The sequence below is a fragment of the Neobacillus sp. K501 genome (assembly GCF_053749995.1).
Genome location: NZ_JBSLYA010000004.1, coordinates 295,247 through 311,866 on the forward strand (window position 1 = coordinate 295,247; position 16,620 = coordinate 311,866).

Annotated in this window: 15 protein-coding genes and 2 riboswitches; of the genes, 8 read left to right on the forward strand and 7 right to left on the reverse strand. The window is 40.3% G+C overall.

Features of this window, described 5'->3' with window-relative positions:
• Positions 1–467 precede the first annotated feature (467 nt).
• Positions 468–567: riboswitch (SAM riboswitch) on the forward strand.
• Positions 568–644: 77 nt separating this feature from the next.
• Positions 645–750, forward strand: a riboswitch (SAM riboswitch).
• Between the two features lie 87 nt (positions 751–837).
• The 6 genes from ACWM35_RS12080 to ACWM35_RS12105 all read left to right on the forward strand — a co-directional run bounded on the left by ACWM35_RS12080 (position 838) and on the right by ACWM35_RS12105 (position 7,718).
• Positions 838–1,869, forward strand: coding sequence for a methionine ABC transporter ATP-binding protein (locus tag ACWM35_RS12080; protein ID WP_454818690.1), 1,032 nt, complete (start codon positions 838–840; stop codon positions 1,867–1,869).
• The gene (locus ACWM35_RS12085; RefSeq protein ID WP_454818692.1) at positions 1,859–2,509 is read left to right on the forward strand and encodes a methionine ABC transporter permease; all 651 of its coding nucleotides are present in this window, start codon (positions 1,859–1,861) and stop codon (positions 2,507–2,509) included. The genes ACWM35_RS12080 and ACWM35_RS12085 overlap by 11 nt, the downstream gene beginning before the upstream one ends.
• A gap of 15 nt (positions 2,510–2,524) precedes the next feature.
• Positions 2,525–3,358 carry a MetQ/NlpA family ABC transporter substrate-binding protein gene (locus ACWM35_RS12090; RefSeq protein WP_454818694.1) on the forward strand — a complete coding sequence of 278 codons (834 nt, stop codon included), beginning with the start codon at positions 2,525–2,527 and terminating at the stop codon, positions 3,356–3,358.
• Positions 3,359–3,605: 247 nt separating this feature from the next.
• Positions 3,606–4,817, forward strand: a complete 1,212-nt coding sequence (locus tag ACWM35_RS12095; RefSeq protein ID WP_454818696.1) for a M20 family metallopeptidase — start codon at positions 3,606–3,608, stop codon at positions 4,815–4,817.
• Positions 4,818–5,715: 898 nt separating this feature from the next.
• On the forward strand, positions 5,716–6,867 hold the full coding sequence (locus ACWM35_RS12100) for an acyltransferase family protein (protein WP_454818698.1): 1,152 nt from the start codon (positions 5,716–5,718) through the stop codon (positions 6,865–6,867).
• A gap of 38 nt (positions 6,868–6,905) precedes the next feature.
• Entirely contained in the window at positions 6,906–7,718 is an 813-nt protein-coding gene (locus tag ACWM35_RS12105; RefSeq protein WP_454818700.1) for an alpha/beta fold hydrolase, read from the forward strand.
• Between the two features lie 53 nt (positions 7,719–7,771).
• Here the strand turns inward: ACWM35_RS12105 and ACWM35_RS12110 are convergent, their stop codons facing one another.
• Positions 7,772–8,704 (reverse strand): TRM11 family SAM-dependent methyltransferase, encoded by a 933-nt coding sequence (locus ACWM35_RS12110; protein WP_454818702.1) that lies wholly within the window; start codon positions 8,702–8,704, stop codon positions 7,772–7,774.
• A gap of 263 nt (positions 8,705–8,967) precedes the next feature.
• On the opposite strand from ACWM35_RS12110, the gene ACWM35_RS12115 reads away from it, so the two are divergent.
• On the forward strand, positions 8,968–9,600 hold the full coding sequence (locus ACWM35_RS12115; RefSeq protein ID WP_454818704.1) for an AmiS/UreI family transporter: 633 nt from the start codon (positions 8,968–8,970) through the stop codon (positions 9,598–9,600).
• 73 nt (positions 9,601–9,673) lie between these two features.
• Here ACWM35_RS12115 and ACWM35_RS12120 read toward each other — a convergent pair whose 3' ends face one another.
• The 6 genes from ACWM35_RS12120 to ACWM35_RS12145 all read right to left on the reverse strand — a co-directional run bounded on the left by ACWM35_RS12120 (position 9,674) and on the right by ACWM35_RS12145 (position 14,740).
• A complete protein-coding gene (locus ACWM35_RS12120) occupies positions 9,674–10,816 on the reverse strand; it encodes a DUF2927 domain-containing protein (RefSeq protein WP_454818706.1) in 1,143 nt (380 codons plus the stop codon).
• Positions 10,817–10,891: 75 nt separating this feature from the next.
• Complete coding sequence (locus ACWM35_RS12125; protein ID WP_454818708.1) at positions 10,892–11,515, reverse strand: class I SAM-dependent methyltransferase; 624 nt, start codon at positions 11,513–11,515, stop codon at positions 10,892–10,894.
• A 344-nt stretch (positions 11,516–11,859) separates the two neighbouring features.
• A complete protein-coding gene (locus ACWM35_RS12130; protein WP_454818710.1) occupies positions 11,860–12,312 on the reverse strand; it encodes a helix-turn-helix domain-containing protein in 453 nt (150 codons plus the stop codon).
• Between the two features lie 310 nt (positions 12,313–12,622).
• A complete protein-coding gene (locus ACWM35_RS12135; protein WP_454818712.1) occupies positions 12,623–13,048 on the reverse strand; it encodes a hypothetical protein in 426 nt (141 codons plus the stop codon).
• A 289-nt stretch (positions 13,049–13,337) separates the two neighbouring features.
• A complete protein-coding gene (locus tag ACWM35_RS12140) occupies positions 13,338–14,324 on the reverse strand; it encodes a hypothetical protein (RefSeq protein ID WP_454818714.1) in 987 nt (328 codons plus the stop codon).
• Positions 14,325–14,332: 8 nt separating this feature from the next.
• Positions 14,333–14,740 carry a VOC family protein gene (locus tag ACWM35_RS12145; RefSeq protein WP_454818716.1) on the reverse strand — a complete coding sequence of 136 codons (408 nt, stop codon included), beginning with the start codon at positions 14,738–14,740 and terminating at the stop codon, positions 14,333–14,335.
• A gap of 577 nt (positions 14,741–15,317) precedes the next feature.
• Here ACWM35_RS12145 and ACWM35_RS12150 point away from each other — a divergent pair.
• A complete protein-coding gene (locus ACWM35_RS12150) occupies positions 15,318–16,568 on the forward strand; it encodes an ATP-binding protein (RefSeq protein WP_454818718.1) in 1,251 nt (416 codons plus the stop codon).
• Positions 16,569–16,620 lie beyond the last annotated feature (52 nt).

Below are 16,620 nucleotides of genomic sequence, written 5' to 3' on the forward strand. Positions count from 1 at the left end.
ATGTAATGGAATGAAAAGAGGGAGGACAGACCCCTTTTATCTCCAATCCCTTTGGTCCATCTCATCGACGAACCTACATATCTTGAAGTGTTTTTATGAATGATGCAAAAAAACAACAACATCCCTATCCTTCTTCTCCATAAATGATAGTTAAAATCTGAAGTTCACACTTTTGTTGAATACTCTCTATTTTTTCTTGGATAAACAGCAGAAAAAAATAATAAAAAAATTTTTTCTCCTGTTTGTCTTTATCATTTTGCAAATTTACAACATCATTCCTATTGATGAAAAACTTGAATTTATAAGGTTTTCGAGGGTTATTGATTTCATTGGCGACAAGAACATCTCCATATTTTACAAGCGATCTTGGGGAAAAAATAAGATTATTTTTAAAATAAGTGTTTGACTTTTAAGTTTTATTGCATTAAATTAATACACAAGTTCGAAAAACGAAATAATTAAATTACTTCTTATCAAGAGAGGTTGAGGGACTGGCCCTATGACACCTCGGCAGCGGAACGGAATGTTCTGTGCCAAATCCAGCAAGTATGACTTGATAGATAAGAAGAGGCTGATACGTTTATTAAAATTTGCCCTCTTCTTTTTCAAGAAGAGGTTTTTTTATTTACAATCAAATACTAACTTTCTTATCGAGAGAGGCAGAGGGACTGGCCCTATGAAGCCTCGGCAGCGGATCCAATTGGAGACTGTGCCAAATCCAGCAAGCGCAAAATGCTTGAGAGATAAGAAGAGCTCACCCTTTGCTTTGCATTGGCACGCCCTCTTCTTATTTCCAAGAAGAGGGTTTTTTATTTTCGCGAAAAGGAGACGATTAGGATGATCGAATTTCAGAATTTAAAAAAGGTCTATGAGAGCGGCGGACAGCAGGTAGCCGCATTAAATGGAATTAATTTAAAAATTAATAAGGGGGAAATCTTCGGAGTCATTGGTTTCAGTGGCGCAGGTAAAAGTTCACTCATCCGCTGTGTGAATCTTTTAGAACGGCCGACGTCTGGTAAAGTCATCGTCGATGGTCACGAACTTACTTCCCTTTCGGTAAAAGAAGTTCGTGAGATTAAGAAAAATATTGGGATGGTGTTTCAGCATTTTAATCTCCTAAACTCAAAAACGGTGTTTGCCAATGTGGCAATGCCGTTGACGCTAGCCAAAGTTCCGAAGAATGCCATCAGAGAACGGGTCTATGAGTTGCTTGAATTTGTCGGATTAGCCGATAAAGCTGACTACTATCCGGATCAGCTTTCCGGGGGACAAAAGCAACGAATCGGAATCGCAAGGGCCTTGGCTACGCAGCCATCGATCCTCCTTTGTGATGAAGCAACATCAGCTCTCGATCCGCAAACAACTAGTTCGATCTTGCAGCTGTTGAAAAAAATCAATAAAGAGTACAATATCACGATTCTCATCATCACTCACGAAATGGCGGTCATTCGCGAAATTTGCGACCGAGTCGCCGTGATTGAGGCTGGGAAAATCATTGAAGAAGGTACGGTGTTTGACGTCTTTTCCGCACCGAAAACACAGACTGCAAAGAACTTTGTCAGCTCGGTGATGAACGATCAGCTTCCTGATTCAATCAAAGACATCATCAACAATCACGCCGGGGTACAGAAGGTGTTCCGCATTAATTTTGTCGGAGGTTCCGCAGGACAGCCGCTGCTTTCGGAGCTGGCGAAACAGTTTGATATCCATATCAACGTCTTGTTTGGAAACATCACGGAGCTTCAAGGCATCCCCTTTGGAAACCTGATTGTCGAGTTCCAGGGGTCTGATAAAGAAGTGATCCGTGCCTTAACCTATATCAACCAGAAGAATATCAGCATAAAGGAAGTGAAAGCACATGCTAGTTAATTCCGAGCAAATCATTACTGCCCTAATTGAAACCATCCAAATGGTGGCCTTCTCTCTCTTGTTTTCAACGGCGCTGGGACTGCCGCTTGGGATCTTGTTGGTCGTCACTCGAAAAGGCCACTTGCTGGAAAACTTACCGTTTTTCAATATCATGAATGGCATCATTAACATTTTCCGTTCTGTACCGTTCATCATTTTACTAGTTGCGATGATCCCCGTTACCCGGTTGATTGTCGGGACATCAATTGGAACGGCAGCAGCCGTTGTTCCACTTGTCTTCTATGCCGGGCCTTACATTGCAAGATTAGTAGAAAACTCTCTACTTGAAGTAGATCCCGGAGTCATCGAAGCCGCGGAGGCAATGGGAGCAACCCCGGTACAGATTGTTTTTAAATTTTTGATTCCCGAGGCACTTAGCTCACTGGTATTAGCACTCACAATTGCTACGATCGGTCTCGTCGGAGCATCGGCAATGGCAGGCGCCGTTGGTGGCGGTGGAATTGGAGATTTGGCCATTACATACGGCTACCAGCGTTTTGACACTGTCACAATGATGATTACAGTAGGAATTCTGATTGTGATCGTTCAAGGTCTACAGTCATTAGGAAATATTGCAGCAAAGAAAATTAGAAGAAGATAACGAGGAGGAAGTAACATGAAAAAACTATTATTATCGATCATTATTTTTACATTAGCGGTACTTGGTGCCGGCTGCTCAGAGGAAAAAACAAGCTCCGGCAAAGAAACAAAGGAAATTAAGCTTGGAGTTAGCGGCACAGATACACGCATTTGGGACTTTATCGCGAAAAAGGCAGAGAAGGAGGGAATTAACATTGAAATCGTTAAATTCTCCGATTATGTGGCTCCGAATACGGCCCTTGCTGAAGGAGAATTAGACGTCAATGCTTTCCAAACGGTTGCTTATTTTGATGTTTTCATTAAAGAACACAATCTTGACCTTGTGCCAATTGCAACGACTGTTCTTGCGCCAATGGGCATTTACTCTGAAAAATACAAGGATATTAAAGATATTCCGGATGGCGCTAAAATTGCTCTTCCTAACGATGCATCTAACCAAGGACGTGCCTTACTACTGCTTCAAGAAGCTGGCTTAATTAAGTTACCGAAAGATTTTGATGCTAATGGGGACCTTACACAAGTAAAAGATAACCCGAAAAACCTTGAATTTGTCCCAATGGTTCCAGCTCAAACACCTAGAGCATTGCCAGATGTAGCAGCTTCCTTAATCAATAACGGCATTGCCAATGATGCAGGTCTTAAGCCATTGAAAGATGCCATTTTTGTAGAAAGCGAAACAGCAACACCTTACATTAACATCATTGCTGTAAAAGCAGAAGATAAAGACAACAAAACACTTAAAAGAATCGCAGAGCTATATCAAGAGGAAGACACAGCAGCATTCATCGAAAAAGAGTACGAAGGCAACTTGATCCCGACATCCGTACCATTAAGCAAGATTGGATGGTAAACAGAAAAGCGGAAGCGCCTTGGTCAGGGGCGACAGGCATAAGACAAGCCGGCGAGAAGGTTTGTTCTTTAACCTTCTTGACGGATTGGCTTATGACCCCGAGCCCCTAGGCGCTGGAGCTGGACAATTAGAAAAGCGGAAGCGCCTTGGTCAGGGGCTTATGGCCTGGGGCGCTCCACTTGAGATAAGCGGAAGAGGCCGGAACTAGACGATTTTTTAAAACGAACCAAATTAGGAGGAGAAAAAGATGACAATATCGGTTAAATCCCAAGCAGAATTAAAAGCGGCGATTGTCGCTAATGTAGATAGCAACAAAGAATTGTACCTATCAACCAGCCATCAAATCCATGAAAAGCCCGAAATTGGCAATGAGGAATTTTTCGCCTCAGCGCTGTTAACAGATATTTTGGCCAATGAAGACTTTGAAGTAATCAAAGCAGTAGCTGGTCATGAAACATCCTTTGTGGCCCGCAAGAAATCAGCAAAACCAGGCCCATCGATTGCCTTCCTTGCTGAATATGACGCACTTCCAGGAATAGGTCATGCATGCGGCCATAATATCATTGGAACAACCAGCGTTGCGGCAGCCATCGCGCTAAGTAAAGTGTTGGATGAAACCGGCGGTGAGGCAGTGGTATTCGGGACACCAGCAGAAGAAGGTGGACCCAATGGCAGTGCAAAAGGAAGCTTTGTCAAACACGGACTAGTCGACGGCATCGACGCCGCCCTGATGATTCACCCTAATGGTGAGACCCGCCTAACCAGCCCATCCCTAGCGGTGGATCCACTAGACTTTGAGTTTATTGGAAAGCCAGCACATGCTGCTGCTTCTCCACATGAAGGAATCAATGCCTTAGATGCCGTCATTCAACTGTTCAACGGAATCAATGCGTTACGGCAGCAACTAACTGATGACGTGCGAATCCATGGGATCATCACCCATGGCGGTGATGCACCGAACATTATCCCTGAATATGCGAAAGCTCGTTTCTTCATTCGCGCAGCTACGCGCGCAGGCTTGAATGAAGTTACGCGCCGAGTCAAAGCGGTGGCAGAGGGTGCAGCTCTTGCTACAGGTGCTAAGCTAAACATTATTGCTTTCCAAAATGAAGTCGATAATCTTCTATTAAATAGTAGCTATGATGCGGTTTTTAAGGAAGTCGTGGAAGAGCTGGGTGAAACTGTGGGTGCAGATCGCGAAGGTATTGGCTCTACTGATGCAGGAAATATTAGCCAAGTCGTTCCGACAATCCATCCGTATATTAAAATCGGCCCAAGTGATCTCGTTGCCCACACAGTTCCCTTTCGCGAAGCAGCCGCTTCCGCAAGAGGCGACCAAGCCCTGATTACGGGTGCAAAAGCACTCGCCCTAACCGCGCTTAAATTGATTACGGACAGCGAAACATTAACGCAAATCAAAGAAGAGTTCGAAGAAAGAAAAGCTGCGGAATCTAAATAGCAGAGTAATATCATGGCCCAGTGACTGAATAAGTTGCTGGGATTTCTATCATTTTTGACAAATTGGCAGAACGGATGTATTCGGTTATTTGATAATGACTGTTGCAATTCTCCTTCTCTAGTGTTGGGCATTATAAACCTTTCATAACGACCATGGCGCTTACTCTTTTCCGGTTTCGGGCATTATAAACCTCTCATAACGACCGTGGTGCTTCCCCTATTCCAGTTTCGGGCATTATGAACCTCTCATAACGACCGTGGCGCTTACTCTTTTCCGGTTTTGGGCATTATAAACCTTTCATAATGACCGTAGCGCTCCCACTTCTCTAGTTTCGGGCATTATAAACCTTTCATAACGACCGTAGCGCTCCCACTTCTCTAGTTTCGGGCATTATAAACCTTTGATAACGACCGTGTGCCACTTCCCCTATTCAAGTTTCGGGCATTATGAGCCTCTCATAACGACCGTGCCACTTACTCTTTTCCGGTTTCGGGGATTATAAACCTCTCATAACGACCGGGGCGCTTACTCTTTTCCGGTTTTGGGCATTATAAACCTTTCATAATGACCGTGCCACTTACTCTTTTCCGGTTTCGGGGATTATAAACCTTTCATAATGACCGTGCCACTTACTCTTTTCCGGTTTTGGGCATTATAAGCCTTTCATAACGACCGTAGCGCTCCCACTTCTCAAGTTTCGGGCATTATAAACCTTTCATAACGACCGTGCCACTTCCCCTATTCCACTTTCGGGCATTATAAACCTCTCATAACGACCGTGGCGCTCCCACTTCCCCAGTTTCGGGCATTATGAACCTCCTTCAAACAATACTAGTATCCATATTCCTCTAATAATAGTAAAATATTACTATTAAAATCTATGAAGTGAGTTGAATATATGAATAAAAATAATCCTTCTATTAACAGGCACTACGATCTCGATTGGATACGGGTTTTAGCGACCCTTGCGGTCTTCCTTTATCATTGTTCGATGTTTTTCAATCCCTTCCCTTGGCATGTGAAAAATAACGTAATAGATTCAAGTGGTATTTTAGTATTTTCACTCTTTGTTGGTTCCTGGCTGATGCCGATATTTTTCGCCGTTTCTGGGATGAATGTGACCCATGCTCTTAACAAACGGAGTACTTCGGAGTATCTCAAAGAAAGAGGAATACGTTTAGGGGTACCGTTAGTATTTGGCGTTTTCGTCCTAACGCCACCGCAAATTTATATAGAGAGAATTGCCAACAACCAGTTCGATGGTTCCTTTATCCAATTCTTCCCGCATTTTTTCGACGGTGTGTATTTAGATTTTGGCGGAACAGGAAACTTTGCCTTTTTCGGATTGCATTTATGGTATTTACTCGTGTTATTGGTCTTCTCGTGCCTAACCATTCCGTTATTTAAAAAACTCCCGAGAGGTAAGACCTTACGTAAAGTACATTTTTTACTACTACCTCTACTGCTTTTTCTAGTTGGCGCGATCAAAACACAAGGGTTAGGAGGATGGGATCTCCTATTTTATCTATTAATCTTTATTTATGGATACTATTTTTACTCCCATCCGAATTTTAAACCAGCTCTTAAATCAACAATAAAAATTCACATGGTTATAGCCCTAATTACTTCTATTACCTATATCGTCTGGTTCATGATGGCCTATCCGCAACCAGGTTCAATCCAAGACATTCTTTTTTATGCTGTCCGAACGATTAATTGTTGGAGCTTATTACTATGTATCTTCTATCTAGCTGATAAATACCTATCTACACCAAATCGATTTTTACAATACGGAAGTGAAGCCTCGATGGCTTTTTATGTTTTACATCAACCGGTTATTGTGATTCTTGGCTTTTTTATCCGTGATTTATCTTGGCAGACTCCAGCTAAACTTATTTTTCTCATAGTAACGGCCTTCATGCTGATTATGCTTTTCTACCATTTCTTCATTCAAAAGCATCGTATCCTCAGATTCTTATTTGGGATGAAGGGGAATTATACAGGCACCCAATCAAGTACCCGGGCGGTGACAGGCACCCATTCCCGTTAAAAGAATAAACTGTCATCAAAAATAAATGAGGGTATGACATGGAATATAGAATTAGAGTCGAACCGGATGTTAAGATTTTTGTAAATGATATGAACCCGATGGGCAAGAATCCGATTTTGTTTATTCATGGCTGGCCGGCCAATCACAAGATGTTCGAGTACCAGTATAATGACCTTCTACAGAAAGGACACCGTTGTATTGGCCTAGATACGAGAGGTTTTGGTCAGTCGGATAAACCGTTACATGGATACCATTATGATCGGTTAGCGGATGATGTTCGCACGGTAGTCGATGCATTGGGGTTACAGAATTTCACCTTGGCCGGCCACTCCACCGGAGGTGCCATCGCAATTCGCTATATGGCCAGGCATAACGGCTATGGCGTTTCTAAGCTTGCCCTTTTTGCTGCAGCAGCACCAAGCCTGATTCAGCGGCCACATTTCCCTTATGGGTTGAAAAAAGAAGATGTCGATCAAATCATTCAAGGAACTTTCCAGGATCGACCTCAGATGCTCCATGACTTTGGGGAAAAGTTTTTTTATCAAAAAGTATCTGAGCCTTTCTCAGACTGGTTCTTCCAGTTAGGACTACAGGCAGCCAGTTGGTCCACCATTTCCGTTGCGCAAACATGGCTGGCCGAAGAATTATTTCATGATCTTGGAAAAATTCGTGTTCCTACAATAATACTCCATGGTGTTCATGACCAAGTGGTTCCTTACCCATTAGGGGTCGTACAGCACCAAGGAATTCGGAACTCGAAACTGGTTCCGTTCGAACACGGCGGCCACGGATCATTCTATGACGAGCGCGAGAAATTCAACCGCGAACTATCTCAATTTATTACATCATAAGTTGATTCACAAAGAAAACTCGTCGGCCACATCAAAACGCCGACGAGTTTTTGCTACTTACACACAATCACTTCACGAAGAAAGGATCCCTTTCTTACTTCAGCTCTGTCTACAATAACAAAACCAGCCATTTGAAGAATCTTATCGATTGGTTCAACCGTGACTACGACCACTTTCTCTGCAAATCGGCGAGCACTTTGAAGCATTTCCAGCTGATCGTCAGCCGTAATAACCGAGCACAAATTATAAGGTAGGTCGATGATTGCAACATCATAATGACCCGTAATATCCCGAATATCAGTTAAAGAAATTTCACTGGAAAACCCAAAATGTGCGATGTTCTCCCTTGCTCCCCGAAGAACCAGCGGGTTTCGGTCACTGCCAACTATATCTACCCCCATCGATAGCGCCTCGATGACAACCGTCCCGATCCCACAGCATGGATCAATGGCCTTGATCCCGTTCGGATCCGGAATCGCTACATTCACAACCGCCCGTGCTACCCGAGTGCCTAGAGCAGTTGAATATTGATTCGGCTTTTGTTGGTGACGAAACCAAATCGACTCGCCTTCCCGATAATCACCGAACACCCATCTTCGATTTACCTTCATAACCCCAAACAATCGCTGTGGATGACGAAGCTCCGCCACCCCTTTAATCTGTAGTCCGATTTTTCTCTCAATCGCACGGCGATTCTCGAACCCTTCCTCTTTATGACCGTTTTTCACGTAGGTCACTTTAAATGTTTCATTGCCCACTTCCAACATCGAAATTTTTAGAAGGAGATCCTCAAGGCTCTCTGCCTCAAAGATAACCGAAAGCCTTCCCTTGATAAACGGACTGCGGCTCGGGTCCATGCCTATTGGGCTTTCCAAAATGCCCGTTTGAGTATCATGCCCAAACAAAGAACGCATTTCCAAGGCACATAAATCACGTTCTTCCTCATAACAAGCGTAAGTGTATAGGTAAGTTGTTGGTTTTGTCATGTTAATTTCTTCCTTAATCTATCAAATCTAATGTACTTCAGGATATCATATAAACCCTGGATAAAAAATATCCTTGAATTACATGATTCAGAAACTGGTAAAAATTGAATTTACATTTCGTTCAAACGTTAGTTAACATTTGTTCATTTTATGTGGTATATTTATTTTTTAAATGAAGGAGAACCTCCTCTCATTTAAAGGAGATTATGCTATTTATTTTTAAGGAGGCGAGGTTGTGAATCGCGAGTTTCACAACAACTAATATGGGTTTTGTTGGTTTATTTTTATCCGGTGCCGTATTGTTTCTTAACAGTATGATGCTTTTAGGGAAGGCTGATGCCAAAAGTGTTGGTGTTCTTAATATTTTTGTAGGTGCTCTACAAATTTTCATTCCTACTTATTTAATCATTGTTTCCAATCAAACAAACTGGGATTTTTATCAAAATGCCGCAACCTTTTTGTTTGGTTTAACTTATTTATATGTTGGGGTCATTTCCCTGAAAGGTCTGGAAGGAAACGGGCTAGGTTATTTTAGTTTATGGGTGGCAATCGTTGCGGTCGTTTATGCGCTGACGTCGATTATTCATTTTGATGATGTGGTCAATGCCCTGACTTGGGCGATGTGGGCATTTTTGTGGTTTTTATTCTATTTATCCAATGCTTTGAAAAAGAACATTGATTCTTACATTGGGATTGTCGCCTTCATACAATCATGGGTGACACTAACCATTCCAGCGATGCTCTACTTTTTAGGTATCTGGAATTCACCAACAACGATCCAAATCTGGACGATTGTCTTAATTCTAGGATTCGTTGCTTTTGCGGTAAGTCTTTTCCGAATGAAATTTTCATTTAAAAAAGACCATAAGGACGTACAAATGGCTACGGAATTATAGACAAAGAAAGGGAGATCTAGACAAATCTAGGTTCTCCCTTTCTTTTCGTTTGGATTTGCACTGCTTATTGCCATCATTCCACAATCCGCGGTTCCCACATTTGCCGAATTTCCGCCTCTGTCATCCCAGGCAAAATATCCGCTCGATACAGCATTTCAACAAACGCCCTGTCGGTTTCATTGAGTTTGGTTACATTTTGATCCGTCTCAGGGTAGAGAATGCTACTTGTATCTTCCTCAAAATGATTCAACATCCCTAGAGCATGGACGAACTCATGCAAAATGGTCGCGTTCCGTAGGGCTTGAGGAATCGTAGAATCGATTGCGATGGTGGCTGCTAGTAATCCATCTCTTGAATTACCTTCTGTTGGCAACGTAAAGCCAATCGTTTCGCCATTGCCACGAATGAGTCCATCCGTATATCCATAATCCTTAAATTGTTCATTTGGTACAAAGTAAACGTCAATTTGGTACTCGGTATAATTTTTTTGATTTTCTTCGTAGATCTCAAATTGAACGGGAAGCCATTGATTGAATTCATCGAGAGAGGTACGTAATTGGTTGAGGTCTTGATTTGTCGGCGTACCATGGACATACACCGGAACCCTTTCTCCAATCCACTTAATCATAAATGGGTTTTCTACACCCACTCCGCCAAAATGAAACGAAAGAAAGGCATCCACCGTTTCTTGGGTGAAGGTTTGATTATCCACGATAAAGGATTCGACACGGCGTGATCCCATCCCGTTCTCTTTCTTTGCAAAAATATCAAGCTGATAAACTCCTTCTGTTTGTATCGGTTTACTCAAATCATAGGGTTCCCCATTAAGTTCGATGGTGTAAGTAACCCCTTCTTCCTCCAGTAACTCTAATTTTGCTTCTTGAAAATATCCGGGTTGAATTTCATTTTTAAAGGCAGGTGCTTTAGGGGGCTGATCATCGATCGTGAAAACAATCTCTTTTTTGCTTTCCATCCATAATTTTTTGCCGGTTACAGAAAGACGATACTCACCATTCTGCTTGACACTATGACCTGATTCAATTGGCTTTCCATTTAACGTCATCGTGTATTCAGCTTTTTCCTCATTTATCGTGATCGTCCGTTCATCTGGATACACTTTTCCTTGCTCTACGCCACTGATGAGGATTTCCGGCTGCTTCAAACAACCACTAAGCATAAACAATAATACAAAGGATAAGAACAGGCTTTTTCTCACTATCATTCCCCCTTCCTCTATCATTATAGAGGAAGAGGAGGATCCCGTAACGTGTTTATGGTAGGAAAAGTATGGCTATTTTTTCTGACATTTCACCATGATAAAATTTATGGAAGGTTTATTTTTCATATTCTTATTGGGCTCCTCGATTTCGGAAAACTCAATCAGTCCATAGTTCCCAAATTCCTGTTGTATCGAGTCAGCATCATAAAAAAACATTTTAACGCCATCCGGTGTTTCGAAATAGTCCTGATCCAATTGTTTTCCCTTACCAAACATGGGGGCTTTTTTGGAAACCGTTGTAAAAATCATATATCCACCTGGTTTTAACTGATTGTAGCAATCTTGTATAAACTTTTCTCGCTCATGATGACTCAATAAATGAAGGAGTGCATGACTAAAGATGCCTTCATAGAGTGTATCGTCAAAAGGCATATCACTCACTGAACCGTGAAATATAGGAACATCAATTCTGTTTTCTCTCGCCAATTCAATCGCTGTTTTTGAAATCTCAATTCCGGTTACATTTATTCCATTGTCGATAAAAACCTTTGCATTTCTGCCATATCCGATTCCTGGTATCAGTATGTCCTTCAAGTTATTCTCTAGAAAAAAGTCCTTTGTCAAGATTGCAGAGTCTGCAGGTTCAAAACCCCACATCGTTTGTTTTTCGATAAAACTCGATTCCCAGAATTCCATGATCACTCTATCCCCTTTATGCTTTATTCTTTGTATATCGCTACACTGTATTAAATTCACAAATCGTAATGACTACGATTTGAACTTTAAAGTAATACAATCCTTTTGTCAAGCAAGCAGCCACTACCCTTTTATCATAAGATTCTACTAGTATTTTCAAATCTCTACTTTTCCTCCCAATATCCAAACGTTTGATTAATTTCCCTTTCATACTTGAAGTGATAAGCTTCCTAATCATTTTTCGTTAAAATGATTGTCGAGGAAATATTCCGTACTAAGAAAGTTGTCGATTGAACTCGACATAGAACAACCGCTGCCCCCAAATGAAGCAGCAGTAGACTAGGTCAATCTTCTTTATATTTTTCTTTCACTACACCTGAGCCAATTCCCCCCAAGAGCATGAACATTAAAGGCCCGAAATTCCAGAAAAATGAGCCGCCCAATAAAGTAATATCTAATGGGGTTAATTTGTTTAAAATAAGAATACCTAATTTTATGATTAAAAGAGCAATACCAAATAAAAATATAACATCAAATGTAAATTTCAATTTCGGATACGCCAATTGCTTACTGTCTTTTATCACTTTCTCCTTCAATTCCTCATCACTCCTTAACAATTCATCAATCGTTACACCAAAAAGGTCACTCAGCTTAATAATGATTTCGATGCTCGGATAGTTCTGGCCATTCTCCCATTTAGAAACGGACTGTCGACTGACAAAGAGTTTTTCAGCCAAATCTTCCTGAGACCAGCCTTTATTCTTTCGCTCACTTTTTAACTTTTCAGCAAAGATCATTTAGTATCACCCTTCTGTAATCTATAATCCATTATGGTTAAATTTCATTCAAAAAGTAAAGATAACTATAGTTGCAACCGACCGCAACACCTGGTTGCAACTGATAAAACAGCAAAAAGAAGATTATTTCAGCATCATGAGAGAAAATTTAGCAACCATCAAAAAAGCATTGAACGATTAACAACAAAAGTTTATTGACTCCCTGTCAGCTTTCTTGGCAGGGACTTTCTATGAAACTAGCAATAATTTTCTTAACGGACCGCTCATACTCTATTAAAAGAGAAATATATTTATAAAGGCAATGAAAGACTTATATCGAAATAGGAGTTAAACATGTATCATTGAGTCGATATAAATCAAAAGGAGATATGTCTGCTATGCTATGATCGATGATGTTTGGAATGCATAGACCTAAAAGGATGATTAAGTACGTTATTTCGGTTGGCATTCTTTTAGGTAATCGCATTATAAAAACACCCAGGTTAAATTCACATATATCATCCAAGATAACGGGTAGATGAGGAGCCATACAACCAGACATATGCCATGACAAGGAAATTGATAATAAATGTCCAAACAATATCTTCTCTCCAACAAGCGTTTCTTGATATTCCCACATCCGGTGGTTATGGAGTAAGGGGTTCTTCAAAAGGTCACCAAGAATAAAGTAAAGAATCGTCGGATAATATGTAACCACATTTTCCCGGTCACCCCAACGTAAAGCCGCCAATACCATGTACTTCCCCCTATAATTTCAGCCATTCTTTTCCCTCAAATTCACATGTAATAATAATTAGTCATTCCCATTCATGGAATTATTTATTGAAATTGTTTACCAGAACCAAAAAACTCTCTGCCTTATTTGGCAGAGAGCGTGTGAGGATTACTTTATGAAAAGTAACTTCCATTCGGTCGATGGAGAACATGCCGCTGTAAAAGTCTAAGAAAAGTGACCCATGTAGATTCATAATAAGGCTTCTAAGCACTCGAAGAAAAATGTAATATATCCCCGGTCCCTGAGGCACCTACAGGACAGAAACAACTTTTCCGTTCACGACTTTAAATAACTGGTCTACATGTTTATTTCCGCTTATTTTAGTTACTTTTAGAACCCCTGATTCAAATTCGCTATCAATTTTATGATAAAAAATAACATTATCCTTTTTTACATTTTCTTGGTCAAGAATGAAATCTTGAACACCCTCAAAATCACTAAGAGAAACAACGACTCCTTTGTCATACAGTTTTGTTTCTGAGATTTCTTCATCCTTAGTTTCAACAATGTACAGATCTACACCATCTAACTCGATAAACAAATCGTTAATTAGAGTACCTTCCACCATCATGTTCCATTTAGAGACAACCTTTTGTGCCAAGACCACACACTGTGCCTCTTTGTTCTTCGCCATCTCCACAATTAGTTTGACTAATTTTTTATTTTGTTTTGGAAGATAGGAAAATCCAATCCCAATATCATCCGCAATTCGTTGTAATTCATAGTGAAATTGATAGGCATGATAATCAAGTTCGTTGTATCCACTTTCCGTTAAAACTGTGACGAAACACTTACCCCCAAAGGCATTGGAGAGTACAACTCCCTTCCGAATCATTGCCTCTGCATCACATTGATTCGAAACACAAACCAAAATATTCTTGTTCATCTTCCATCCTCCCTTATGATAATCCGCTCCAAATTGTAAGGTCACTAGAATCATCTCCGCTTTTCCGATTTGGATCACGTTGGTTAACAATTCTTGAAGGCATCGGCTAATGGTAAGTAGTGTTTGTTTCGAGACCGCCTGTTCTTCCCCTTTCATGACGAATTCAATCGTAACGGGACTCGTTTGGCGGACATGCTCTATTATATTCATCATGGTTTCCTTCACTGGAATTTCCACATCGAGTCCATCCAGTTGGTGAATGGCATCACGCACCTCTACCATGCCTCGATGAGCGATTTCGATTAAATCATTAAGAAGAGGTTCCCCTAGTTCTGTTTGAACCATTTCCATTTTAAAAATTAAGCATTGTCTTTAAAGCTTGGATTCAACTCACTCCAGACATCAAACATATTCCCATCCAGATCATAATAAACAAAGTTCATCCCTGGATGTCCTCGATCCTCAATAGGCCCAACTTTTATCTGTTTGCTAGTAAACTCTCGATGGATCGCTTTCAATGCCTCTACCCCATTCACCTCAAAGGTGACGGAAAAACGCTCTTGTCCGTGTATATCAAGAAAGTTTGAACATTGGTCTTCTTTTGCTTTTACCAAAAAAACACTTTGGTTCGCTAAATCAAGAATCGCTTTGTCTGCATCTTTATAGTTTAGCCTCGCTCCCAGCTTTTCTACATACCATTCAGAAGCAATCTCGACATTGGAAACGGGGATATATATGGTTCCAACCCTAACTAAAGTTTCCTTCACTCAATACCCTCCCAATGCCCTGGCTCCTGGGTCATTTGAAAAAGAGCTTCCGCATCCTCCTCCTGATAGAGACGAATGATTAACCGATCCGATCCGTTTCAATACTTGCACTAAAAACATTTTATTTCACTCCTCAGTAATAGATGTACCAGTTCTTGCTCTGTGACTGGATGGTAGAGGGCTTGATCATTCCTTATTCAACCTCGTTTATGATAGGAACTTTGGGGTATTAAGTATATAGAATAGTCTACTAAAATATAGAGTTTTAGTGACGGTACTTCTCGTTATTTTTCCATTACTTGTAAAATATATCAAAACCATCCTTATACTTCAATCATTTTTGAATTCTTCACCTGTAGTTAACTCTCATTTTCTGGTCCGAAGTATATTTTTCAACAAGATTCGTCATAATCAAACGATTAATTAAATCCTCGCTCTTTTCTCTAGATGCAAGGTTTCCTCCCACTGGCAACAGAGAAATTTGTAGAATAAGTTCTACTATTTTTGAAGGATTTATGGTTCATGAGATGGAAATATATATACAGCAATTTATGTTCTTGGAGGGGTTGGTACTATTGTGTGGCATTCAATTGAACAGGCATCTTATCATATTTTAATCGTTCTTCTTCCTTTTATTATTTATCATTTGTTTATTAGAGAGGAAAAGCAATATAGAGAAAAAGTAATATCAAAATTAATGGGACTTTCGTTAACTACTCTGATTCTGACAATGTCTAATCCCATTCATTTTTCAGAAGAATATTTATATGATTTTAGAGTGATCCCCATTCTGTTTATGCTTCTATACGGCGGCATAAGACCGACAATTGTATTAATAATCGCTATGATAGGCTATCGGTTTTTCCATGGTGGAGCTGGGTTTCTTATTACGATTGTCAATTACACAATGGCAGCCTTCCTATTTTTACTCATAAAGAAAAAGTTTGAGACATTTACATTAAAGAGAAGGATTCTAATTAGCAGTATTTTGTACTGGCTTATAGCGATTACGAGAGCTATAACTCTCATCCTAACCGACCAGGTTAACCAGCTATCATTCATGTTAATTTTTTCATTTTTAACTTGGTTAACTCTTATTATCCTAATCTTCATCATTGACAATCTAGATAAGCAAATCATTTACGATAAGCATATTCAAAATGCAGAACGATTAAATGTCGTCAGTCAGTTAGCAGCATCTGTTGCTCATGAAGTACGGAATCCAATGACGTCGATTAAGGGATTTTTACAATTAATCAGACAAGACAAAAATTTAAATGCCAGCCAGTATAAATATATAGAAATCTCATTATCAGAATTAGAACGGGCCGAAGCGGTTATTAATGATTATTTGTCCTTGGCCAAACCCACAACAACGGAAATTATAACCGAATTAAACGTTACCGCTGAACTACACTCAATGCTTGATATTATTACTTCCTATACAAACACTCGTAATATTACAATTGATTCTTCCATTCAAGAAGGTATTTTGACGAAAGGGAAAAAAAATGAATTTAAACAAGCGCTTTTAAACATCATGAAAAACAGTGTAGAAGCCGTCCATGTAAATGGGACATTAACGGTCACTGCCTATCAAAAAAATAGTGAGGTTCTGATAGAAATAAAGGATAACGGTGTGGGAATGTCGCAAAAACAACTAGAGCAATTAGGGGCACCCTATTATTCTACAAAGGACAAAGGCACTGGAGTTGGATTAACCATTACATACAAAATAATCCGAGATATGAAAGGAAAAATATCCGTACATAGTGAACAGGGAGTTGGAACCATTTTTACGATTGAATTACCTTCTCTTTCTCAATAAAAAGAAGGCGGTTAAAGGATCAAAACAGATCTAGATTAACCGCCTCATTTTA